General features: G+C 44.0%; 16 protein-coding genes and 1 pseudogene. 2 read left to right on the forward strand and 15 right to left on the reverse strand.

The window, feature by feature from the left end:
- Nucleotides 1-176 precede the first annotated feature (176 nt).
- Nucleotides 177-917, forward strand: a complete 741-nt coding sequence (locus ACTNDQ_RS09115) for a helix-turn-helix domain-containing protein (RefSeq protein ID WP_278797073.1) — start codon at nt 177-179, stop codon at nt 915-917.
- A gap of 137 nt (nt 918-1,054) precedes the next feature.
- On the opposite strand, the gene ACTNDQ_RS09120 is transcribed toward ACTNDQ_RS09115, so the two are convergent.
- The 10 genes and pseudogenes from ACTNDQ_RS09120 to ACTNDQ_RS09165 form a co-directional block, all read right to left on the reverse strand.
- The gene (locus tag ACTNDQ_RS09120) at nt 1,055-3,754 is read right to left on the reverse strand and encodes a GH36-type glycosyl hydrolase domain-containing protein (protein ID WP_279198648.1); all 2,700 of its coding nucleotides are present in this window, start codon (nt 3,752-3,754) and stop codon (nt 1,055-1,057) included.
- A 96-nt stretch (nt 3,755-3,850) separates the two neighbouring features.
- Nucleotides 3,851-6,265 carry a GH36-type glycosyl hydrolase domain-containing protein gene (locus ACTNDQ_RS09125; protein WP_441064427.1) on the reverse strand — a complete coding sequence of 805 codons (2,415 nt, stop codon included), beginning with the start codon at nt 6,263-6,265 and terminating at the stop codon, nt 3,851-3,853.
- A 145-nt stretch (nt 6,266-6,410) separates the two neighbouring features.
- Nucleotides 6,411-7,763 carry a vWA domain-containing protein gene (locus tag ACTNDQ_RS09130; protein WP_441064428.1) on the reverse strand — a complete coding sequence of 451 codons (1,353 nt, stop codon included), beginning with the start codon at nt 7,761-7,763 and terminating at the stop codon, nt 6,411-6,413.
- Nucleotides 7,760-8,770 carry a leucine-rich repeat protein gene (locus ACTNDQ_RS09135; protein ID WP_441064429.1) on the reverse strand — a complete coding sequence of 337 codons (1,011 nt, stop codon included), beginning with the start codon at nt 8,768-8,770 and terminating at the stop codon, nt 7,760-7,762. The genes ACTNDQ_RS09130 and ACTNDQ_RS09135 overlap by 4 nt, the downstream gene beginning before the upstream one ends.
- A gap of 112 nt (nt 8,771-8,882) precedes the next feature.
- Nucleotides 8,883-11,534: a leucine-rich repeat protein gene (locus ACTNDQ_RS09140; protein WP_441064430.1), complete on the reverse strand. Its 2,652-nt coding sequence runs from the start codon at nt 11,532-11,534 to the stop codon at nt 8,883-8,885.
- A gap of 28 nt (nt 11,535-11,562) precedes the next feature.
- A complete protein-coding gene (locus ACTNDQ_RS09145; protein WP_279198644.1) occupies nt 11,563-12,306 on the reverse strand; it encodes a prolipoprotein diacylglyceryl transferase in 744 nt (247 codons plus the stop codon).
- Between the two features lie 213 nt (nt 12,307-12,519).
- Nucleotides 12,520-12,912: a VOC family protein gene (locus tag ACTNDQ_RS09150; protein ID WP_015526181.1), complete on the reverse strand. Its 393-nt coding sequence runs from the start codon at nt 12,910-12,912 to the stop codon at nt 12,520-12,522.
- A gap of 93 nt (nt 12,913-13,005) precedes the next feature.
- Nucleotides 13,006-13,962, reverse strand: a complete 957-nt coding sequence (locus ACTNDQ_RS09155; RefSeq protein ID WP_441064448.1) for a carbohydrate kinase family protein — start codon at nt 13,960-13,962, stop codon at nt 13,006-13,008.
- A 278-nt stretch (nt 13,963-14,240) separates the two neighbouring features.
- Nucleotides 14,241-15,599 (reverse strand): annotated as a pseudogene (locus tag ACTNDQ_RS09160) (GntP family permease).
- A gap of 63 nt (nt 15,600-15,662) precedes the next feature.
- Nucleotides 15,663-17,279, reverse strand: coding sequence for a mannitol dehydrogenase family protein (locus ACTNDQ_RS09165; protein ID WP_441064431.1), 1,617 nt, complete (start codon nt 17,277-17,279; stop codon nt 15,663-15,665).
- A 247-nt stretch (nt 17,280-17,526) separates the two neighbouring features.
- On the opposite strand from ACTNDQ_RS09165, the gene ACTNDQ_RS09170 reads away from it, so the two are divergent.
- Nucleotides 17,527-18,660, forward strand: coding sequence for an ROK family transcriptional regulator (locus ACTNDQ_RS09170; protein ID WP_441064432.1), 1,134 nt, complete (start codon nt 17,527-17,529; stop codon nt 18,658-18,660).
- A gap of 112 nt (nt 18,661-18,772) precedes the next feature.
- Here the strand turns inward: ACTNDQ_RS09170 and udk are convergent, their stop codons facing one another.
- From udk to ACTNDQ_RS09195, 5 genes are all read right to left on the reverse strand, one after another.
- On the reverse strand, nt 18,773-19,393 hold the full coding sequence (gene udk, locus ACTNDQ_RS09175) for a uridine kinase (protein ID WP_021976352.1): 621 nt from the start codon (nt 19,391-19,393) through the stop codon (nt 18,773-18,775).
- Nucleotides 19,394-19,568: 175 nt separating this feature from the next.
- The gene (locus ACTNDQ_RS09180) at nt 19,569-20,447 is read right to left on the reverse strand and encodes a methylenetetrahydrofolate reductase (RefSeq protein ID WP_015526188.1); all 879 of its coding nucleotides are present in this window, start codon (nt 20,445-20,447) and stop codon (nt 19,569-19,571) included.
- A gap of 124 nt (nt 20,448-20,571) precedes the next feature.
- Nucleotides 20,572-21,192: a methylenetetrahydrofolate reductase C-terminal domain-containing protein gene (locus ACTNDQ_RS09185; RefSeq protein ID WP_021976351.1), complete on the reverse strand. Its 621-nt coding sequence runs from the start codon at nt 21,190-21,192 to the stop codon at nt 20,572-20,574.
- Nucleotide 21,193: 1 nt separating this feature from the next.
- Nucleotides 21,194-23,158, reverse strand: coding sequence for an electron transport complex subunit RsxC (gene rsxC, locus ACTNDQ_RS09190; protein ID WP_278796465.1), 1,965 nt, complete (start codon nt 23,156-23,158; stop codon nt 21,194-21,196).
- A gap of 419 nt (nt 23,159-23,577) precedes the next feature.
- On the reverse strand, nt 23,578-24,102 hold the full coding sequence (locus ACTNDQ_RS09195) for a hypothetical protein (RefSeq protein ID WP_114001781.1): 525 nt from the start codon (nt 24,100-24,102) through the stop codon (nt 23,578-23,580).
- Nucleotides 24,103-24,195 lie beyond the last annotated feature (93 nt).

Raw genomic sequence — 24,195 nt, forward strand, 5'->3', positions numbered from 1 at the left:
CCAAAGGATTGTATTTATGCCTTTTTTATTGGCTGAAATATTGGATTTTCAAGGTTCAGCACACCTTATTGGTGTGGGAAGTTTGAGTTATTAATCTTAACAAAATGTCAGATTCATGTCATAATATAAGAAACCAATACATTCCTTAAACATCAACATATAAGGAGGATATCAATATGTCCATTTCCCAAGACTGGATTACTAATGAACTGGAAGATACAGAACTGGAAGCTCTTCATCGCTCTCCCTCTGTGGAATATTCTTTTTACAATGCCGTAAGAGCCGGTGATATGGAGGCTGTAAACAAAAACTGCGAGGAAGACTCTTTTCTTCATCTGAGGGGAACCGGTATCCTCTCCAAAAATTCTCTGACCAACCTGAAGTATCATTTCGTTGTCACTACTGCCATGCTCACCCGTTACTGTATTGACGGTGGACTGGAGCCTGAACAGGCATATCGTCTCAGCGATTTTTACATTCTGAAAATGGATTCCTGCACCACTGTACGCCAGATTGCAGATCTGCATCATATTATGGCCAGAGATTTTACCGGAAAAATGATCCTCCAGAAAAAAAGCTCTATTCTTTCCAGACCGGTCATGCAATGCGTGGACTATATTTACGGTCACATTAAGGAGCGTATCACCATTCAGGATCTGTCAGAACATACCGGACTCTCTCCCAGTTATCTGTCCAGAGTATTCAAACAGAATCTTGGAGTATCCATAAGTGATTACATCCGCGAGAAAAAAATCGAAAAAGCCACTCACCTGCTCCGATACTCTGATAAAGCAGTAGTTGATATCGCCAATTATCTGAATTTCTCTTCACAGAGTCATTTTATCCAGATCTTTGAAAACTTCACCGGCCTTACCCCAAAGAAGTACCGTGACAAATATTACAAATCCATATGGTAAACATCCTTATTATTATGGCTGATATTTTTTATCAGCATCAAAAACGACATCCCGCAGCTTTTTACAACTGTGGGATGCCGTTTTCCTATTGATACTTCTGTTTCTGTAATTTAACAATTATGTATAACCGATTTCTGTTACATCAGTTCCACTTTGATCCTGTGTGTTTCTTTTACAGAAAGCTTTTCGAGCAGTTCCCGATCTATACGTACACAGGTACTCTGTTTGTTTTTCATTTCCTTTTCATCGCACCATACTGTTTTTATTTTATATTCTGAAGGAAGTTTTTTCTCCGGATTGCAGATACAGATCTCCAGCTTTCTTCCGGCAAATTCCATAGTAAGAGATGCCTGTCCATTCTCATTATACTGCTCCGGCATCAGTGCCGGCGCGATCACCAGATCTCCAAGATCTCCTCTGACGCCAAATACCTCTGTGATCATAGTCAGCATATACCAGCTTGCAGCACCGGTAAGATATGCATACAATCCTCTTCCCTGATTATCAAAATATTCCGGAATTCCAGGATACATCCTGCTGTTCTCAAAATCCATGGCAGCGTCCAGAAGCGTTTCCAGAACCTTATGTCCTTCTTTTGCATAGCCGTTTTTATACAGTGCATTGCCATACATAACAGCCATATGGGAAAATACCGCTCCGTTTTCCTTTTCTCCATAAGCAAACCCGAACATTCTTCCCAGATCAAATTTTTCTTCATGGAAATTGGTATTCAGGCGATATCCTCCTGCCTGACGGTCAAAAAGATATTTATCCGCACTTTTACAGATAGACTCAATCTGATCTTTCTGTGCGGTTTTACTCATGATCGCAAATACCTGACTGGTAAGCATCATACGTACCTGGCTGTTTTCTGCCCTTTCCACAGGACGTTTATGATCATCATAATATCCGTTGAACCAGCCGTTTTCTCCGTCTTTTACCCATTCTCTTCTGCGGATGTTTTCCATCATCCAGTCTGCCTTTTCATCCAGATTCCGGCTAAGCTGATCCAGACGAATCACAATAGTATTTCCGCTGATATCATGTGCACATTTTTCTGTGTACTGTCTCAGAAGCTGCTGCTTTTTCTCCGGGCTTTCATAAAGCTCACGGTCTCCGGTAAACAGGATTTCCATTTCTTCCGCAACTTCAATCCTGTCAAACATTTCCTTTTCCTGAAGTTTTCTCAGATATTCTGCGATGTTCTTCATATTTCCAGCATATGCACAGGTAAATGCCACACTCTCACCATTTTCCCATGCCATATCCATGGCATCGTTCCAGTCTGCCCCGTGAAGTTTCATCTCGTTGTGCTCTCCTACATCATAAAAAGCACAGAGATTTTCCAGCAAAATGTGTTCCAGAACCGTTCCGTAATAAATCTCACCGGATTCTGTTTTCTGATTTTCTCCATAGGCACTGCTCCATTTTTCATCATGCGCAGTTCCTCTTTTTGTCTGAAGATCCTTGAAATATGGAATCTTCTCAAAAAGGACATTCATATCCCCGGTCTGATCCATATAAAGCTGCGTTGTCACAAATGGCCAGAAAGCATGATCCATCCACACGCGGGCAATGTTGTTGCGGTCTGCGATAAATTCACCCTGTCTGTTTCCGATGATCGTGGCATTGGTTCCATCGATGCGTACTCCACCGTAATTATCGACGATCATCTGACGTACAACAGAAGGATCCATGATCAGAAGTGCCAGACAGTCCTGCCAGAGATCACGCCAGCCTCTTCCACCTTTTCCATAATCATGATACGGGAGGAATGAACAACCGTAAATTCTTCTTAATATCGGCTGGAAACAGATCCATTTCAGATAATTATCTCTGTCCTCATCACCTGTCTCAAAAGAAACATTCACTTTTTCTGTCCAGTGTTTTTTTACATATTCAAATTCTCTTGCAACCTGTTTTTCAGTTCTGTAAAACCGTGCAGTCTCCTCCGGCAGCTGATTTTTTTCAGATATTCCCGCTGTCACAACATATACAGCTGTTTCATGTGGTCTCAGAACCCTGGATGCAAAACGAATACCACCGACAGCTTCCTTTCCTTCAATTTCTGTTCCTGCCGGAACACCTTTTTTCTCTTCTCTGACCACCTCCGGAATCAGGAAAGAACCGCCTTCTCCGATAAACATTTCCACATCAGGATAAAAGCTTTCCGGTTCCGTTCCCTCGCCTTCAGATCCATATACAAAATATGCAGTATTATTCTTCTGATGACCTCTTTCATCAAAAGAAAGCACCGGTTTTACTTCAACACCGTACTCCGTTGTTCTTATCCTGTGCAAAAGGGAAGTCACATGCCTGTGATCTCTGAGATTGTCTGCACTTCTTCCATATACAGGTATTACAGCAACCGGTGTGATCTCCTGTTCTTCCTCTTCAATATTGGTAATCTTTACAAGATGGACCTCCGCATCACCTTTCACTGTCACAAAAGACAAAATCTCTGACTGAAGTCCGTATTTCTCAGAAGTTCTGTGCAGCTTCTGCCACATAAATCCGGCTTCCAGGCTGCTTTTATCCTGTTTATCAGTATATTTCTGAAATTCCTGTTCTGCCGAAACTCCGCATGCTGACCAGTAACCTTTTCCTTTTATCTTGCACCAGAAATTTCTGGTGTTTCGATTATTATGAAGATTCTCAATGCTTACCGGTTCCAGCAGAAAATGATTCTGATCCAGTTTGCTGTCTCCTCCCAGAGAAGGGGTGATCGCGGATTTCAATCCGTTTTCTCCGGCCAGAGGTATATATAAACCGCTGTAATTCTCCGGATTTTCTATGGAAAAACTTCCATTTTTATCCTGAAATTTTATATATTTCATTCTGTGATCTCCTTCCTGCCAAAATAAAACGGTATTTATATTCCATTTTACTTTGTATTCATAAATGTGATCTCCTCGCAATTTATATCCATTATGTCATGACATATAGAATTCAATTTCTGTCTCACCGGTAAGTTTCTCCTGCGGAATATAATTACCCGGAAGTTCTTCTCCATTTACATAGAGTTTTTTACATCCGGCTTCCACATGTCCCGGATTCTTCACAGTGATATGGAGATGACATCCACGGAAATCCTTGCTTATCTCAAACTTCTCCCATTCTTTTGGAATCGATGGTGCTATACGTAAGCCATAGAAATCCGGACGCATGCCAAGAATTCCCTCTACACATCCTACCATCACAGTAGATGCTGTTCCTGTCAGCCAGTGCACATGAGATCGTCCGAAATTCGGGCTTGCTTTTCCTTCTGTAAACTGTCCATAGCAGTATGGCTCCAGCTGTCTGATCTCAGCCCTGTCATTCTGCGCTGCCGGAGCATTCTCCAGGAAATAATTAAATGCACGCTCACCATGTCCGCAAAGTGATTCTGCCAGAATGAGCCATCCCTGTGACTGTGAAAAGATTCCCGCATTTTCCTTTGTTCCTGCATTGTAGATAACCGCAAGTGCTCCGTCGAAAGCATTTGCATGATATGGAGGATCCATAAGGATTGCACCGTATTCTGTATTCAATCTTTCATAAACCATTTGAAGAGCCAGATCAGCCTGCCGCTCTGTTGCAAGGCCGCTGATCACAGCCCAGCTCTGTGGATTCAGCCACATATTTGCCTCCGGGTCAGTTCTCTTTCCGATAACCTCTCCCCGCTCCGTAAACCCACGGATAAAACGATCTTCATTCCAACAGAGTTCCTGGATCAATTTTCCAAGCTGCTCTTGTTTTTCTTCCAGGTATTTTATATATTTTTCATCTTTTTTGTACTTTGCAAACTCTTTCAGGATAGTCATTGCATAATAGAACTGTAATGCAACGAAAGTAGATTCCCCATCCTTTCCAAGTCTCAGACAATCATTCCAGTCTGCATAAAGTCCGGCCGGCATTCCATGTCTGCCAAGATGGTTCATGGAGAAGTCTATAGCTCTTTTCAGATGCTCGTATACAGTTCCTTCATCCTTGTTTGCAAACGGGATCACTTCATCGATGAATGCAAAATTTCCTGTCTCTGAAATATATTTGTATACAGTAGGGAACAGCCAGAGTGCATCATCTGCGCGGTATGCCGGATGACCGGTTTCCTGTACATAGGACGCATCATCCGGTGTATCCTCATGTCCCGGATTATGTGTGAATTTCACAAGTGGAAGACCGCCGCCGTTATCTACCTGTGCTGACAACATGAAACGGATCTTATCCAGTGCCATTTTGGGTGCAAGATGGATCACACCCTGGATATCCTGTACAGTATCACGGTATCCATATCCGTTACGAAGTCCGCAATAAGTAAAAGATGCTGCACGTGACCAGATAAATGTCATAAAACAGTTATATGCGTTCCATGTATTGATCATGGTATCGAATTCCGGACTTGGTGTTCTGATCTGAAAATGTGCAAGCTGTCCGTGCCAGTAACTGATCAGTTCTTCAAGCTCCACCGCGCATGTTTTTTCACAGTCTGCATAATGTGCTATAATCTCCGCTGCTTCATTATCCTCCTTCATTCCTGCCAGAAAAGCCATTTCCCGACTTTCTCCCGGTTCCAGAGTAATTACAGCTGAAAGAGCTCCACAGCTGTTTTCATTATAATTTCCCTCATTACATAATACACCAGCTTCAACCCCTGCCGGATTGTTGTATCCGTGATATCTTCCAAGGAATTTTTCCCTGTCACCACACCAGGAAGAAACCTTCTCTCCAGCCAGGCCGAAGAATCGGTTGAACACGTTCTTGTTATCAACCTCTTCCCCATCCTTAAGGCCGTCCAGATTCGCATGGATCATCTGACGTACACGATCTCCACAGAATACTGTTCTTGTAATATACTGGGAATACTGCAGATTCACCTGATCCTGTTCATAATTGCTGTTATTTGTAAACTCTGCATATCCAGTCACACTGATCTCACGTTTTCTGTCTGAGCAGTTGGTAACTTTCAGATTCCATACCTCGTAGGACTGCCCAAGCGGTACATAGTATCTCACCTCTGAATGTATCTCGCTGTAATCTGCCATCATTTTAGTATAGGCTGTGCCATGATGACATTCACTTTTATACTCACTGAGATCTTTGCCAACCGGCTGCCAGGATGCTGACCAATAATCTTTTGTGTCATTATCCCTGAGATAAATATATCTTCCCGGCTGATCAAACTGATTAAAAATATATCTCAGGATTCTGCCGTTCGCCCCGGATTTTGCAAAGCTGTATCCCCCTGCATTATTGGAAACGATTGCTCCGTATTCCGGCGATCCCAAATAATTCACCCACGGAGCAGGTGTATCCGGCCTGGTAATCACATATTCCTTTTTTTCTTCATCAAAATACCCATATCTCATGCCATACAATCTCCTGTTCTGTATATTTTCCGTAACATTGTCTGTTGTTACCTATTTTCTACACTATAACTGATATGCAGATAGCAATATACAAAATAAAAGATTAAAATATCAGATTCATGACATAAGATATGGACATAATTGTTTACAATTCTTCCTCCGTGATCACCAGCTTCATGGCCCAGGCCGGGATATCCACATCCTCAGGCTCCTGCTCCATAAATACAAATGCTGTCCGGTATGGCGGCATCTTTGCCGGAAAAATCCCGTATCCGTCTGTAAAATACACCAGGCCCTTAAGATTTTCAAACTCACGTTTTTCCATCAGCTCTTCCACATAAGCAAAAGCCGGACGGAAATCTGTACCTCCATCACCGTAAAGTTCCAGGCTGTTCATATACTCCTGCAATTCCTCTGCACCGGTGATCTTTACATCCGAATGCACCTTCTCATCACACTGGATAATGTGTATATTTACCTTCTGGAAAAAATTCCCGCTGTCGCTTAAGATCCCATAGGTTTCCTCCAGAAATCTCTGTACCAGTTCTCCTGAACAGGACATGGAGGTATCGATCACAATGACAAATTCCGAAACTTTTTTCACTTCTCTGGTTTCCAGGGGTTCGATCAGCGGCATATTCCCGTAAAGGGAAAGCCCGTAGGTATAAAAATTATAATCAAAGCTGTCCGGATCTACAGTCAGTTCTTCCCGAAATACTGCAAACTTCCGCAGAAATTTCCGATAATCATATCGTTCCCGGTTCTCTATTTTCAGCTGGTCCAGAAAATCTCCGTCCTGCTCTCCTGACTCTCTGGAAAAAGTCCCAAGGTCTGTTTCGATCCCATCGCTGATATCTCCCCATTTTTTGCTCATCAGGGGATTGGGTTTCCGGTCGGGCTGCTGGTTTGCCCAGTATTTATGGTCGTCCACGTAGAACTCTTTTTCCAGCCGCGCCAGTTCTTTTTCCTTCAGAAATTCTTCTTTCAGAATCTTGTAGATTCTCTCTGCATTCAGCGTCTTCTTTTCCTTTTCCAGAAGACGGTAGGTTTCCCTCCGGAGAAGACTTCTGGAATATCGGACTGAGCGGTGGTAGATCCCGTCGATCATATGCTCCACTGCAATATCGCAGCTTAAATTCCACAAACGCTTCTCTATTCCCGGCTTCCCAAAGTGCCGGAAAATGCAGTGAAATACCATATGAAGATATCCTCGATTCACAAGAATCCTGTTTTCTTTATAAAGCCCGCCAAGCTGTGCCGGATGGAAGTACATCACAGCCCCGTCTGTTCCAAACGGACTGACCGAACCATCCATCTGATAAATAAAGCTGCTCAGCGCCACATCCAGAAAACGCATGCCAAGATACAGCTCGTCTCTTGCCGCCCGGAGGATGCTGCTGCCGATGTCCTGGAGACGCTGGGCTGCTTCCTGGGAATTGGATCCCTGACCGGGCAGGAAGTTATTTTTATTGTTTTCAGTTGTTTCTATATCACTCATAACTGAAACTTCTTTCTCCTTTTAACAGGGCACCTCTCATTTTCTGTCTCCCCGGCCACCTTCTGCTCTTCCTTCAGCATCCGGCTGCGTTCATTCATCAGAAATGCCGAAATCCCCATGTCCTTCTTCCTGGACGCCACATCAATACTGTGTTCCAGGCCCTCTCTGTTCCAGAGTTTTTCCCGGGAAAGCAGCTCCAGACCATTTAAGCTTCCGCTTTCCACCAGAAATTCCCCGATATCCTTAAGATTTCCCCGGATATAATCCTCATACTGCTTCTTCGCCTTTTCACTGAGCTGCCACGGATAACGAAGCCGCCCAAAGCTCATATCAACCAGAACCTCCAGCTTATCCATTACCACTGCCATATCAAACAGGCTGTCATACTCTGCGAAATCCAGTTCTTTGCTGTAGAAGCATTGCCGGTAATTGGTCCCTGAGCCATGATACTCCGTAAACAAAATTCTCGCAGGCGTGTTCTCCACCGCCTCATCGTAATGCTCCGGAAAAACCATATGCGCACGTTTTCCACCTGCCTCACCATTTTCATACAGAAAATCCACATCGATCTTCTGCCATAACTCCCCAAGAATCTCCTTCGCGCAGGATTTGATTCCCTTTTTCTGATGGATCACAAGCTCCTTCAGCCCGCTGCATCCCGTAAACGCCCCGGTTCCCACCAGCATCAAGGTATCCGAAAATTCCAGCCGTTCCAGTTTTTTGCATCCATAAAAAATATATCTTCCGATTTCCTTCAGCGTATCGGGAAAAACGATCTCCTGCACTTCCTCCCCGGCAAGAAGTCTCTCTTCCCCGAACGAAATTACATCTTCGCTCTCCCAGGTTTCTGCATCTTCTTCTCCATCCTTGTGTGCGGAAAACGCATACGGCGCCGCACTGACTACCGGAAACCCTTGAATTTCTGCCGGGATCACGATCCGGTTATCGGTACCGTAACAGCGGATGATTTCTGCTGTATCGTTTTTAATTCTGTAATGTATTTTCATCGTACCTGTTCTTTCCTGTATAAAATTCTGCTGTATAACATACAAACATAAAAATTGCCTGAATCCCATTGTAGACTCATTCCGGGATTCAGGCAAGTATATCACTGTTATTTTATTTTTTGGATACTATGACCTTTATTTTTTTCACTGCGCTGGTACAGTTCCTGGTTGCGGAAGCTTTTACTGTAATCACAGCTTTTCCTGCTTTTTTCACTGTAACAACACCTGTCTTGCTGACTGTTGCAATCCTGATATTGCTTGAAGAGTAGGTAAGTCTTCCATCACCTTTTTTACGTTTCACACCTACTTTGAACGCCTTGGAACCAACTTTCTTTTTGATGGTTGAAGGACCTGTCAGTGTCTGTTTTGCTCTGGTAACTGTGTATTTCAGGAATGCACTTCCTTTATAATCATTGATCCCATATACTTCCAAAGTATGGGTTCCTGCATTTGTCTCATAATCATAATCGATCTTATAATCTACATTCAGGAGCATTCCATTCGTATTTGTCACTGCCGGTGTGATAAATCCACCAGTCCAGGTATACGATTTGGTTTTGAGTGTAAATGCTTTAGAGTTCAGATTTTTGCTGGCTACCATAACAAACTTATTGGCATGGGACTCTGCATACTGCTGTGTTGTAGAATCCTTATACCCATTGAAAGTAAGCTGAAATCCTGTAGGGAATGCTTCGTTTTCAAAAGATACGGTTCTCGAATGCATGGTCACACTACGCAATGCACTGCAGTCAACAAATGCTTTGTAATAAATATTGGTAACATGACTTCCAAACCGTACAGAAGTTAAAGATGTACAGCCTTCAAAACCATACTCTCCAACAGTCAGAAGATTGTCATTAAAAGCAAGCGTTTTTAATGATACATCATTGCGAAATGCATATCTTCCAATATTATTTACATGCTCTCCAAAATAAATACTCTTCAATGCTGTATTGCCATCAAATGCATACTCTCCAATGCTTGTACAGGATTTTCCAATCCTCAGAGAAGTTATAGATGTACAGTTGCTGAATGCTCCGTTACCAACGGATTTAACCCTGGACGGAATCCCAACATAAGTAAGGGAAGTACAGTTTTTAAATGCTTCTCCTCCGATTGTCAGAAGTTTGCTTCCCAAAGAAAGACTCTTTATTTTTGTATCTCCACGGAAAGCACCATATTGGATTTCTATAACATTTCCCGGAATCTTTACTGTAGTAAGTGAGATACAATCTTCGAAAGCACTTTCTCCAATTGTTTTCAGACCACTTCCCATGGTAAGGCTGCTGAGTTTTTCACAGCCGCGAAAAGCATGTTTTCCAATACTCTGGACACCGTTTTTGATGGCTGCGGTTTTCAGAGCTTTGTCATCCCGAAATGCACTGTCCCCTACGGATTTCACAGAATCCGGTAATGTAATGCCTGTAAGATTCGCACAATTACGGAAAGCTTCGCTTCCAATACTTTTTACTTTTGTGCCAATACCAACTTTCTGAAGAGACGTACAATCTCTAAATGCACTGTCTCCTACTGTGCAGGCACCTGTAACAGTAGCTCTCACAAGTCCGGTACATCCCTCAAAAGCATGATTTCCTACACTGGTTGTAGTTACGGAAAGTCCAATGGATTTCAAGGAAATACAGCCTGCAAACGCATACTCACCAATGGTCCTGATATTTTTTCCATAAGTCAGAGTGGTAAGATTCGTACAGTCACGAAAAGCTTTGGCCCCCAGAGTTCTGACTCCATTCCCGATCACAGCAGCTGTCAGATTCATATCCCCTGAAAAAGCTTCATCGCCAATGCTGGTGACAGCTCCCGGAATTGTTATTCTTCGAAGATTAGAGCAATTCTGAAATGCTCCCGCCCCTATTGTCTTAATGTATTTTCCAAGTGTAACTTTCGAAAGATTGGAGCAATCCTTAAAAGAGTAATCTCCAAGACTTTTGATCTTTCCGCCAACAGTAACACTCTGCAGATTGGAGCAGTAGTCAAATGCACATCTGCCAACACCGGTCAGATTATTTCCGAGAGCAATACTTCTGATATTTCTGAATTCCCAGAAAGAATATGCTCCAACAGTCGTGATCTTGGTACCAATTACAACTTTTGTAATGCTTTCTCTGTAATCATACCAGGGTGGTCTATTTTCATCACAGCCGCCTATTCCGTAATCTGTCATGGCGCCTGAACCTGTGATCGTAAGAACTGTACCTTTCAGATTCCACCCTGCCTTATCACCACAAGTCCCGGATTTGGCTCCAGCAGAAGCAGCATCCTCATTTCCGTCAGAAAATTCCTGCTCTGAAAGTTCTTCTGCTTCTGAATCTGTATTTTCCATCATGAGAGCGTCCCCGTCCTCTGGCTGTGTAAGTTCTTCTGTTTCTTCCGGAACCTGTTCTTCACTTTCTTCTTCCGGAGTTTCTGTTACTTCTGCTTCAGAAGTAATCTCAGGTGTTACAGTTACTTCCGGTGTCACAGTTTCTTCCGGTATTGCAGTTACTTCCGGTGTCACGGTTTCTTCCGGTACAACCTCATCAGGAGTCAGGTCTCCATCCAGATCACCGATGTCTCCAAACTCCTCGGAAGTGTTTCCATCTCCGTCTCCAGGTTCCGGTGCATCTGAGAACTGATCATCAAAAAATTCTCCTGCGTCTTGTTCGCTGACATACGCATCATTATCAGAAATATCTGCCGCAAATGCAGAAATTCCTGTTGTAAATATCAGAATTACAGATAATACAATGCTTATTATCTTTTTCATTCACTCATTCTCCTTTCATTTTTCCTTTTCATCGTTTTCTTTTTTTATTTTTCTTTTTCCGGTAAATTTCCTCCTTTTTATCATTTTTTCCAAATCTTTGCAAAAGCCATCCTCCAATGATTACAGCTATCACTGAAAACCACTGCCCATGCGACATTCCCAGAAGATTTTTTGATGTATCACGGACAAACTCCAGCAAAAATCTCAGGCAGCCGTAATAAACCATAAAAAACGGATACAGCCGTCCTGTCCTGTCCCAGTATTTTTCATACAGAAGGAGTCCTGCCAGAATCAGAAGATCTCCTGCACATTCTGTCAGCTGTGCTGGAAATACAGAAATGTAGATTCCTCCAAGAGTTACAGAAATTCCTCCGCAGCATCCGGAAACATAGCATCCAACTCTGAGTACAGCCAGCATCAGCACCAGTGATGGTGTATAAAAATCCATAAGATCCCGCCATTTTTCTCCGGTTATCTTTGTAGCCAGAAGTCCTCCCAACGGTGCAAGAAATACCGCACCAAAAAAGGATACTCCATTCAACCGGATTCCTCTGGTCATAAGCACGGAAATATTTTCAAGATAATACAGAATCTTGGCCCCCGCCAGGCTTACGAGAATAAAAAACAAAGTCATGGCAAAGACTGTTCCCGTTTTTTTCTTCTGCTTTTTTCCACGAAAACAGTTAAAACCAAACATCAGAATGATTCCCACTAAAAAGATCATCCAGTATGTTGAAAATTCATGTCCTCCAATTTTAAAATGAGGATACATCCCACTCTCCTTCCCGTCCGCAATCCACTTTCGTTATGCCCTTGCGTCCGACAGTTATAATTATAAATATTATATAATTTTTATCTACTAACATCAATGAATAATCTATTACAATTTTTCAAAACTTTCAAATAAAAACACGTCGGATACGAAACAAAATCATTTCATGGTTTATGTTTCATATCCGACGTTCCTTTTACGTTTTCTATTTTTTTATAAGTACTGGCTAAACTCCACTTTCTCCTTATTCGGTCCCTCAATAGTAAAGAACTTCACACCATTCTCCCAGAACGGCAGGAAATGGACTTCATCATTGGTGGTATTCAGTCCGGCTGCTGTTACCAGCTCGTGGACTTTCTCCACATCCTTCACATCAATGGCAACATGGTCAATGGCGCCGGATTCCATTTTTGCTGCTTTGTTCTCGTAAGTCTCGATCACAAGATTTCCAAGCTTCAGGAAAGCAACCTTCTCATTGGCAGCCTCGTTCACCGTCTGGAAAGCGATCTTAAATCCCAGTGCTTCATAAAATTTAATGGTTGTCTCAATGTCATTGGTTGGCACACCTACGTGCTGAACTCCGTTCATCTGATCTTTTAAATTCATTTCAAAACCCCATCCTTTCACAAATCTGACATGCTCATAAACACAATCGCTTCGCAATTTAGACTCAACTCTGCTACAGTTTTATGAATACGATCACTCTGCAATTCTGCGTTCCACCTGTGCAAGCTCCGGCATGGCCGGGATCGCACCTTTTTTCTCCACGCAGAGACTGGCCACTGCATTACCGAAACAGGCAAATTCTTTCAGATCCTCCTGCGTCAGCTCGTCCAGCTGCTTTTCGGATGTGCTGATTTTATACAGGAAACCACCCCAGAAAGAATCTCCGGCTCCGTTCGTGTCTGCGATCTGTTTCACTGAAAATCCCGGCACCATACAGCCGCCATCCTTGCCGTAAAGATATGCTCCTTCGCCGCCAAGAGTAACTGCCACAACTTTCACGCCCTGGTCATACAGTATCTTCGCTGCTTCCCGGACATCCTTATGATCTGTCAGAAGCTCCGTTTCCTCATCTGAAATCTTCATGAGATCCACATAGGGTACCAGACTTCTCATATGCCTCTTCGCGGTCGCTTCATCCGGCCACAGAGATGCACGGTAATTGGGATCGTAAGAAATCACGCTGCCCTTGTTTTTCGCTCTTTTTACCGAATAAAACGTGGTATCTCTTGCAGGCTGATCCGCCAGGGACAGGGATCCAACATGAAAAATATGGGTATGATCCAGCACATCCACATCCACTTCTTCCTTCTGGATCTTCGTATCCGCTCCCGGTTTTCTTGCAAAAGAGAAAGTCCTCTCTCCAGTCTCGCTGACTTCCACAAAAGCCAGTGTAGTAAAATAATTTTCGTCCAGGAGCATACCCTTGGTATCCACGTTTTCTTTCTCAAGAACAGATTTCAGGAACTTTCCGTGCATATCTTTTCCTGCTTTACCGATAAATGCAGTATGAGCTCCCAGTCTGCTGGCTGCAACTGCAACATTGGCTGGTGCACCGCCCGGATTTCTGGCATACAGCATCTGTCCGTCCTCGTTGATATCCTGAGATGTAAAATCGATCAGGATCTCACCAAAGGTTGTGATATCATAGATGGATCTTTTCACAGCATCTCCTGTGTCCACAATAAGGTTCTGATCAAGCAGCTGAAAAAGGATCTTCTCGCATTCTTTCTCATTATCTGTATGGACATGAAACTCTCCCTCGTCAAACTCAGGCATACTTAAGACACCAAGTATAGACTTCGCGTTTACAACATAACGGCCATAACATAATTCTACATCACATGGGATGGATTCTGCAATACTTACCAGCTTTCTTGCATTCTGCATTGTCCCTAAAATTACTTTTACTATCATTTTTGTCCACTCTCCTATGCAAACAGGCTGATCACAACAGCGCAAACCAGACCTGTTACTCCTACAATGGTTTCCATCATTGTCCAGGATTTCAGAGTTGTTTTTTCATCAATCTCCAGAAGAGAACCTACCAGCCAGAATCCGGAATCATTTACATGGCTGAATGCCGTTGCACCGCCGTTGATGGCACAGACCATTGCTGCCAGATAAACCGGTGACAGGTCTGCAACTCCGGGCATAGCGGCCATAATTCCTGCTGCCATTGTCATAGCCACGACTGCCGCACCAACCGATGCACGGATCAGAGCTGCAATAAGGAAGGCAACCAGTACCAGCGGAAGTCCGCTTTTTTCCAGGGCTGGTCCTATAATGTTTCCCATACCGCAGTCCTGAAGAACCCAGCGGATGATACCTCCCCCAGTGATGACCAGAAGAATCTGTCCGGTAGGCTTCAGAGAACGATCCAGGATCTTCTTAAGCTGCTCTCCATTATAGCCCTGCTTCTTTCCGAGGAAATACATGGCAAGCAATACTGCTATGATCAGTGCCACAAAAGGTGTTCCCAGAAACTGCAGAACCGGACGGACCACATCAAGTCCCGGAATATATTCAGAAACTGTATTGCACAGGATCAGTACCAGCGGAACAAGAATGATACATAATACTGTAGAAAATTTCGGAAGATTGGCTTCTTCCTCCTCACGTACCTCCTAGATATTGGAGGGCAGCCCTGTGTTGATCTTTTTGCCGATAAATTTGGACCATAAGATTCCCGCAAAGATCAGGGATAAAATACCTACCGGCACACCTACCGCGATCAGCACTCCAAGATCCACATTCAGCATATTTGCCACCAGAACAGATCCTGCTGATGGCGGAATGAATGCAAAACCGGTAGCAAGGCCCGCAAGAAGCGGGATTACATAATATAAAGTAGATTTCTTTGTTTTCTTCGCAAGTCCGAATGCCAGAGGAATCAGGATCACAACGCCTGCCTCAAAGAATACCGTGGTTCCTACCACAAGTCCTGTAATTCCAAGAGCGATCCCCGCTTTTTTCTCACCGAATTTGTTTATCAGTGTCTGGGCAACGCACTGTGCGCCGCCGGACACTTCCAATATCCCACCGAACAGAGAGCCCAGTCCGATCAGGAGTATGATTCCCTGTAAAGTTTCTCCTGCGCCGTTTTCCACAGTGCTTACCAGCGTTGGAACCGGCATTCCGGCACCAAGCCCGATAACCAGTGCAGCGATCAGCAGAGATAACACCGGATGGATCTTAAATTTTATGATAAGTAACAATAATAATAAAATTCCTGCCGCTGCCGCGATCAACAGTCTTGCCGGATCTGCCGCAAATACCGGTTCTGTCATCTTTTCATTTACCTCATTTCTCTTTATTCACTACTTACATAAGCTATTTTCGTAACCATGGTTTTATTTTACATATTTATGAATAGTTGCCTTTACAGCTCCGGGTCCTGCGATCATCTCACGGAACATATCCTCGATCTTCTCTCCGACACCATCTTTATAAAGGTCTGTGAAGAACAGTCTCTCATTGGAAAGGATTGGCTTCAGCTGATCCTTGAAGGTTTCCGGTTTTCCGATCACGATATCGCCAAGCTGCTCTGTGAGCTCCTCATTCATCGGGTCCGGTGCAAGCTCAAATTTGTTTCCTTCGTCATCTACAGCCAGCATGTATCTCAGCCAGCCTGCGATTCCCAGCGGGATTGCTGTCAGTCTGGAAGCATCTCCAAATTTCTTCACATATGCTTTTACAGTCTCACCGAAACGGATACCTACCATCTGGGACACATCTACAGCCAGACGAAGGTTGGTATCTCCAAGATACTCATTCGGGAAACGGTCATTAAAAAGCTCATCCACAAATGCCTGCGGGGAAAGGATTCCTGGATCTGCAACTACCGGAAGTCCCTCGTCATAAGCAACCATACGGGCCATTTTCATCATATCTTCGTTGGTGTTCAGCATGTGTGCAAAGAGATCATATCCAAGTACCACACCAAGAGGGCCGGTTGCGGAATGTACAGGATTCAGGCATACGGTTACTTTCATTCTCTCGGAAAGATTGACGGTATTTCTGTCCGCCATGTATACGCCGAAGCCTTTTTCCAGAGCAGGGCGTCCGTTAGGGAAGCTGTCCTCGATAACAAGATACTGTGGCTTCTCAGCATTAACAAATGGTGCTATGTATGTCTTCTTTCCTGTGATCACCGGCTGCATGTCTTCAACGCCAAGCTTCTCAAGGTCTGCTGCAATCTGCTCGCTTGGACGAGGTGTGATCTTGTCGATCATGGTCCACGGGAATGCAACCACCTTCTCATCCGTTACATAATCTACAAAGCCATCATCTACAAAGCCTGCTTTATGCCATTCCTCTGTCATAGTCAGCACGGACTCACGAAGCTTGGCGCCGTTCTGTGAGCAGTTATCCATAGATACCAGAGCGATCGGATATTTTCCTGCTTTATATCTCTCATTCAGCATAGCCACAAGAACTGCCATTGCTCCGGTTGCCTTATCCGGTCCGTTTTTAATATCTGCTTCCACAAACGGGAACCATGTTCCGTCTGCTTTCTGAAGTGCATAGCCCTTCTCTGTAATAGTGAAGGAAACCAGCTGCAGGGACTTAGCTGTGAAGATCTCCTTCAGGCGATTCCACTGTACTGCATCAGAGGACTGTGCTTTCACTGCTTCTGCAAGTGCCCCAAGAACTTTGTACTCACGGGTCCCATCACCATGAAGGATGACATTTAAGCCAAGGTTGTCATATGGCGCGTAAATCTTATCTACTACGTCATAATCAAAGGTCTCTACACATGTGATACCTCTGTCAAGAACTCCCTCTTCCAGAAGACCATCTGCAATACCGCCGATAAATACACGGAAGATATTTCCGATTCCGAAATGTACCCAGCCTGGCTCTTTTTTCGCTTTCTCAGTCACAGCCTCTACATCGTATCCCGGAAGATCGATGCCTGCTTTCTTCCATGCTTCACATTCTTTGATTCCTTCTCTTGTTAATTTCATAATCTTGGACCTCCCTGTTTTCTTCTATTTTGTTATTATTTACGCCTTTCACTTATGCTTATGTCTTAACTATAAGTAGAGTATAAAACTATTTTTTTAAAAAATCCATTGACAAAACACCTAATTTTCCTCTTATATTTTTGTTTACTTTTACTCAGGCGCTCCTGCATTGCATTTCCCGCAGATTTATACTAAAATACATTTAAGACTTAAACATATCTATAATTACTTTTATCAGGAGAATCTCATGAGTGAAAAAGGATTAACCACCATCAATTTAAAGAAAATAAACCGTTCCAAGGTTTACCAATATATATACCAAACACACCAGACTTCCAAAATGCAGATCGTCCAGAATCTTCAGATGGGGCTTTCCACAGTAAGCCAGAACCTGAACCTGCTGGAAAAAGAAGGGCTTATTGACAGAAACGGATATTTTGATTCCACAGGCGGAAGGAAGGCACAGGCCATCCAGATCGCCTCGGATTTTCGGATTTCCATTGGCATCGGGATCCTGAAAAACATGTTCCATATCACAGCCATCGACTTATATGGAAATGCTTTTTATACAGAAACCATTGCTCTTCCCTATTCCAACACAGAAGAGTATTACAGACAGCTGACCAATAAAATACGGGAATTCATCGCAGAGAATCACTATCCGGAAGAAAAGATCCTGGGCGTTTCCATCGCCACACAGGGGATCACTTCTCCGGATAATTCCACTGTGATCTATGGAAACATCATGAACAATACCGGCATGAAGCTGGAGGATTTTTCCCGGCATCTTCCTTACCCCTGCCATCTGGAACACGATTCCAAATCCGCCGCTTTTCTGGAGCTGTGGAATCACCCGGAGCTTGACAGTGCTGTCGTGTTCCTTCTGAACCGAAACCTGGGCGGTGCCATTATCACCAACCATCAGATCCATCAGGGAAGCTCCATGCACAGCGGAACACTTGAGCATATGTGCGTGAACCCGGACGGTCCTTTATGTTACTGTGGAAACCGTGGCTGTCTGGAGACCTACTGCTCTGCCAATGCTCTGGAACAGTCTGCGGGGATGCCTGTGAAGGAATTTTTTCCGCTGCTCCGCGAAAAAAAATCTCCCCGGCTTGCTGAGCACTGGGAAGATTACCTGAACCATCTGGCCTTTGCCATGAAAAACCTGAACCTGATCATCGATGCGCCGATCATCATCAGCGGATATCTGGCACCTTATTTTACGGAAGAAGACATCACTTATCTGCTGGAACACATCAACACAGGCGCACCCTTTACCCTGGATAAAGATCAGATTCTGGTCGGTACCCACGGACAGTATACACCTGCCATTGGTGCAGCTTTATATTATGTGGAAAAATTTATACAGAGCGTGTGAATACAGGCAGCTTCACCTGAACCGCTCAAAAAAGCATGTCATACACAGCCAGACGAATATAACTTGATCCGCTCTGTCCTAAAATATGACATGCTTTTTTTTATTTTACTTATTATTTTTTCAGTTCTTTCAGCAGCTGCCCGATCTTTGACACAAACAGATCAAAGGCCACATTATTTTTACCGCTGTTGATCACAATATCTGCTTTCGCCCGTGTAGGCTCCACGTACAGATAATGCATCGGTTTTACTGTGGTAAGATACTGATCGATGATTCCGTTTAAATCCCGTCCACGTTCCTCCACATCTCTGGAGATTCGTCTTAAGATCCTCTCATCTGCATCTGCTTCCACATAAACCTTGATATCCAGAAGATCTCGGATACGGGGATCTGCAAGAAGCAGGATTCCCTCTACCAGAATGACCGGTCTTGGTTCGATCTTCAGCACTTTGTCGGAGCGGTTGTGCTGACTGTAATCGTATACCGGACATTGGATGGTTTTGCCCTCCTTGAGTTCTTTGAGATGCTCGACCAGAAGATCGGTTTCCAGTGAATCCGGGTGATCGTAATTCACCTTCACACGTTCTTCAAAAGGAATTCCGTCCTGTCTGCGGTAGTAATTATCATGATAGATCACCACCACATCGTCTCCGAAATGCTTCTTCAGTCTGTTTGTAAATGTAGATTTGCCGGAACCTGATCCTCCGGCGATCCCGATAATAATACTTTCCATCGTCTCTTTACCTCTTAAGCTAGAATTCTTCCGCTGTGGATCACGCAGGCTTCCCGAAGAGTTTTTCCGTATAGAGAAGCATTTTCTTACACAAAAGCTGCCCGGTCGGTGTGCATCTCCTGCATCCGGTTCCGGACAGCTTTTCTGGTTATTTTTTATAAAGCAATCATTCTGATCAGATCTCAGCCTGCTCCAGAAGTGCCGGGATCTTGGACTCCCATCCAAGTGCCATGATATGTACACCCTGGCAGTATGGCTTGCACTCTTTGATGATACGTGCAGCGATCTCAACACCAGTGATACCGGCTTTTGTTTTCTCTTTGTCTGCTTTCAGCTCCTCGATCATCTCATCCGGAACATGGATGCCGGCTACGTTGTTGTTCATGAACTTAGCCATTCCGGCAGATTTCGGAATGATGATACCAACCTGTACAGGTTTTCCGAACTGTTTTGCTTTTTCCATAAATTTGATGAATTTCTCCGGCTCAAATACAGCCTGTGTCTGGAAGTAGTCTGCACCTGCAGCAACCTTTCTTTCCATCTTTGCAAGCTGAGCGTCAACGGAATCGCTGCATGGAGATACAACGGCACCCTTGGAGAATTTCGGAGGCTCACCAACCAGCTGGTTTCCTCCAAGATCTACACCGGACTCGAGAAGCTGTACTGTATGAAGAAGAGATACAGAATCAAGATCGAATACCGGTTTTGCCTGCGGATGATCACCCATCTTCGTATGGTCACCTGTCAGACAGAGGATGTTCTCAATACCAAGCATAGCAGCACTTAAAAGATCAGACTCCAGTGCGATACGGTTTCTGTCACGGCATGCAAGCTGGAAGATCGGATCCATTCCGGCGTCTTTGAGAACTTTACACATTGCAAGAGATCCAAGACGCATAACCGAAGACTGGTTATCTGTTACATTGACTGCATGAACGCCTTTGAGATAAGTTTTGGCTTCTTCTACCAGTTCATCTACATGGATCCCTTTTGGCGGTCCTACTTCTGCAGAAACTACAAATTCACCACGGTCGAATAATTCTTTCATTTTCATATTATATTTGCTCCAATCATTTAAAATTTGGGGTACGGTCCACCTGCTCTGCTGCATACATTGCGGAATATTTCCGATGAACCGTATCATAATTTAATTTGGCTTCTTAATAAATCTTTGCTTATTATTTCACTTCATCATCTGTAGCGAAATTATGGATCTGTGTCGGGCATTTCAGTGCGTCAAGGCGTCCGATTTCTTTCAGACGTCTGTAGATGCGCTCCCATCCACACTCCATGTCACTGTCCACTTCGCATTTACCATTCTTGGAACCGCCGCACTGGCCGTTGACAAGACTCTTGGAGCATGCTGTGATCGGGCAGATCCCGCCGGTAAGGTTCAGATAACACTCACCACACTGGTCACATTTATATTCTAACGGTGTTACACCCTGGAAACCAGGTACCGGGTATGTATCGCAGGCTGCGCATACCATCTTGTCTTCCAGATATTCTGCGATGGTCTGTACACCAACACCACAGGAGAATACCAGGACCAGATCCGCTTCCCTGATCTTATCCATGTGTTTCTGAAGACGTAACTGCATATTTTCCGGATTACAGATATAATCCGTTGTCATGATCCCTGTCACATTTCCTTCAGCGGAAAGCTCCTTCTGAAGTTCAACAGCTTCTTTTTCCGGAAAACGAACTTCCTTGCATCCATGGCAGTTGATGATAAAAACTTTCTTTCCGGCTGCCAGTGATACGATAGTTTCTTTTGCTTTTAACTGGGTAATCAACATATCACTTCATCCCCCTTACTGCATTTTTTCCGGCTTTGATACTGTTAATGATCGGAATCTTGGAAGAACAGATATACTGACAGCATCTGCACTCAACACAGTCCATGACATTCATGTCCTTCATGCCCTGCCAGTTCTCTTCTTTCGCATATTTTACGAAATACAGAGGAGAAAGTTCCATCGGACATACGTCCACACAGCGTCCGCACTTGATACATGGCTGCTCTTTGGTCTCATCTGTATCAATGGCGATGATACCGTTGGAGCCCTTCATCATAGGTACCTCCAGAGTGTTCAGAGGGAATCCCATCATAGGTCCGCCCATCTTGACCAGAACATCGTCATCTGTAAATCCACCGCAGTAATCGATCAGCTCTTTTACGCTGGTACCGATCTTGATGATAAAGTTGCCAGGATTCTTGATCTTCTCGCCTGTTACGGTTGCAACACGCTCGATCAGCGGCATACCCTTCTGGATCGCATCGGAGATTGCTTTTACAGTACTGATATTATCTACGATAACGCCAACATCTGCCGGAAGACCGCCGCTTGGAACCTTTCTGTCCATGACGCGCTTGATGAGAGTTTTCTCAGCACCCTGCGGGTATTTGGTTCTTGCAACAAAAACTTCCATATTTCCGATATCGGCAACCTTTTCCTGCATTAATTCGATCGCATCCTGCTTGTTATCCTCGATGACAATGATGCCCTTCTCAGCACCTGTTGTCTTAAGGATCGCTTTCAGACCGAAAATAATATCATCAGCAAACTCAAGGAGAACCTTATGGTCTGCTGTTAAATATGGCTCACACTCACATCCGTTGAGAAGAATGGTATCAACCGGCTTCGCAGGTTTCAGTTTGACACAGGTCGGGAAGCCTGCACCACCCATACCAACGATTCCGGCATCTTTTACGATCTCAATGATCTCATCCGGTGTAAGTTCGTCCAGGGCTTTATGTGGCTGTACGGATTCGTGCAGAGTATTTTTTCCGTCGGATTCGATGACAACTGCCATCACCTCACTGCCTCTTGTACCATGCATACGTGGCTCAACAGCAACTACGGTTCCGCTTACACTGGAATGTACCGGTGCGCTGATAAATCCGGCAGCTTCTCCGATCTTCTGTCCAACCTTTACTGTGTCGCCTACTTCCACGATCGGGTTGGCAGGTGCACCAAGATGCTGGGACATGGAGATCACAACCGTCTTCGGATCCGGGAATTTCTTCAGATCGATATGCTCGCTGAATTCCTTATGCTCTGACGGATGAACGCCACCATAGTATCCGTTCAGTCTGTCCTCTCTGATAGACTTCACGTAATCATTGATCACCTTAAAGTTAACCTTGGAGTAATCACGTACCTGTACCGGCTGGTTCAGGAACTCTTCCAGACGACCCTGTTTTGCCAGTCTCTGGTAGATCTTCTCCCATGCGCAGTCCTTGTTAGGATCCACTTCACATTTTCCGTTCTTTGCTCCGCCACACTGTCCGTTCACAAGACTCTTGGAACAGTCGACGATAGGACAGACGCCTCCGGTAATGTTCAGATAGCACTGTGCACATGCATCACAGCTCTTTTTGGTAAGTGCCATGCCGTGATGGCCTCTGTAGTTAAGGGTATTACTTGCTGCGATCACCGGCTTACCGGTCAGATCTGCAACAGTCTGGATACCAAGACCACAGGAGATCACAACTACATTCTCTGTACCTTCCGGCAGCAGATCCTGTAATTTTCTTTCTGTGTGCATCTTGTTGCACAGAAAATCGAATTTCGCACTGCCTGTGACGGTTTTTCCCTGCTCCGCAGCAAATTTCAGGAATTCCTCGCAATCCGGTTCGTCAACGGTCTCAAATTCCTTGAAACACTTGTTACAGGCGATTACAAACAGATTGTCCCTGCCGTTCAGCACTGATGCAAGCTCATCACTGCTTTTCAGCTTGTACTTAGTATAGTTTTCCAATTGCTCACCTTCCTTATAAAGATTATATCCTTATGATTATCTGCTCTTATCCGTTCCCTCCTTCTCTGCACTCCCAGGAAAGAAACAATAAAACCAAATAAATAAGTTCTTTGTTATTTGTTCAGCCCTTCGAAAATCCCGGTTCCCAAAAAGGCCGCAGTATTTCCTCTGACTGCTACAATAAATGTACCATAATTTGAACATATTATCCAGTTTTATTAGCTATTTTTATAAATTTATTCTATGATTTCATCCCAATCGTCTATGGATGTACGGATATTTGTACAACTTCTGTTATGCTGCATGCGTTAGTTATATGCAACTTATATAATTTTGTTTATAAAATATCCTTTTTATGCATTGAACATATTGCACAAGGATTTTATCTTTAACAGGGCAGATCCGAAAGGTGTCTTTTGTCATGGGGTAAGACGCTGTCCGCAATATTCACAGGTGCTCAGACGACCTTTTATTACCTGATTCTTTGCACCGCAGCTGGGGCAGGTAACTGTAATATAGATCTTCTCATTTACGCGTCTGTTCGGTGCAGTGATCATAATATAATTTCCTTCTCTGTCTATCTGGATATTCCGGATATATCCCCCCGCAATAAATTTTTCCAGCTTTTTCACTGCACCTTTTCCCAGTTCCTGCTCAAGCTTTTCAAATGAGACGGTATTCTGGGCATAGGATTCAAACCAGCAGGCAATTTCTCCAGCTTTTTTCTTCTTTAATGCTTTTTGAATTTCCCGGAAGGTTGGATACAGAAACAGCAATCCAAGTATGATCTCTGTTGCTGCCATTCCCCAGCGCCCTTCACCAATATACTTCTCCGATGCGCCAATAGCTCCCAGGGAAAAAAGTATAAAAAAGCCACAAAGAACCCATTTCAGTTTCCCAAGTATTCCTGTTTTTTTATTTTTTTCTGTCAAAAAATCGCTCATGTCTGTTTCCTCTTTCCTATTATTCAAAATCTTATGCTATATTTGTGAATGCTCCGTCAGCTCACGCCAAACTCCCTCTGTCCGAATATGTTT

The sequence above is a fragment of the Blautia massiliensis (ex Liu et al. 2021) genome (assembly GCF_052064225.1).
Taxonomy (GTDB): domain Bacteria; phylum Bacillota; class Clostridia; order Lachnospirales; family Lachnospiraceae; genus Blautia_A; species Blautia_A fusiformis.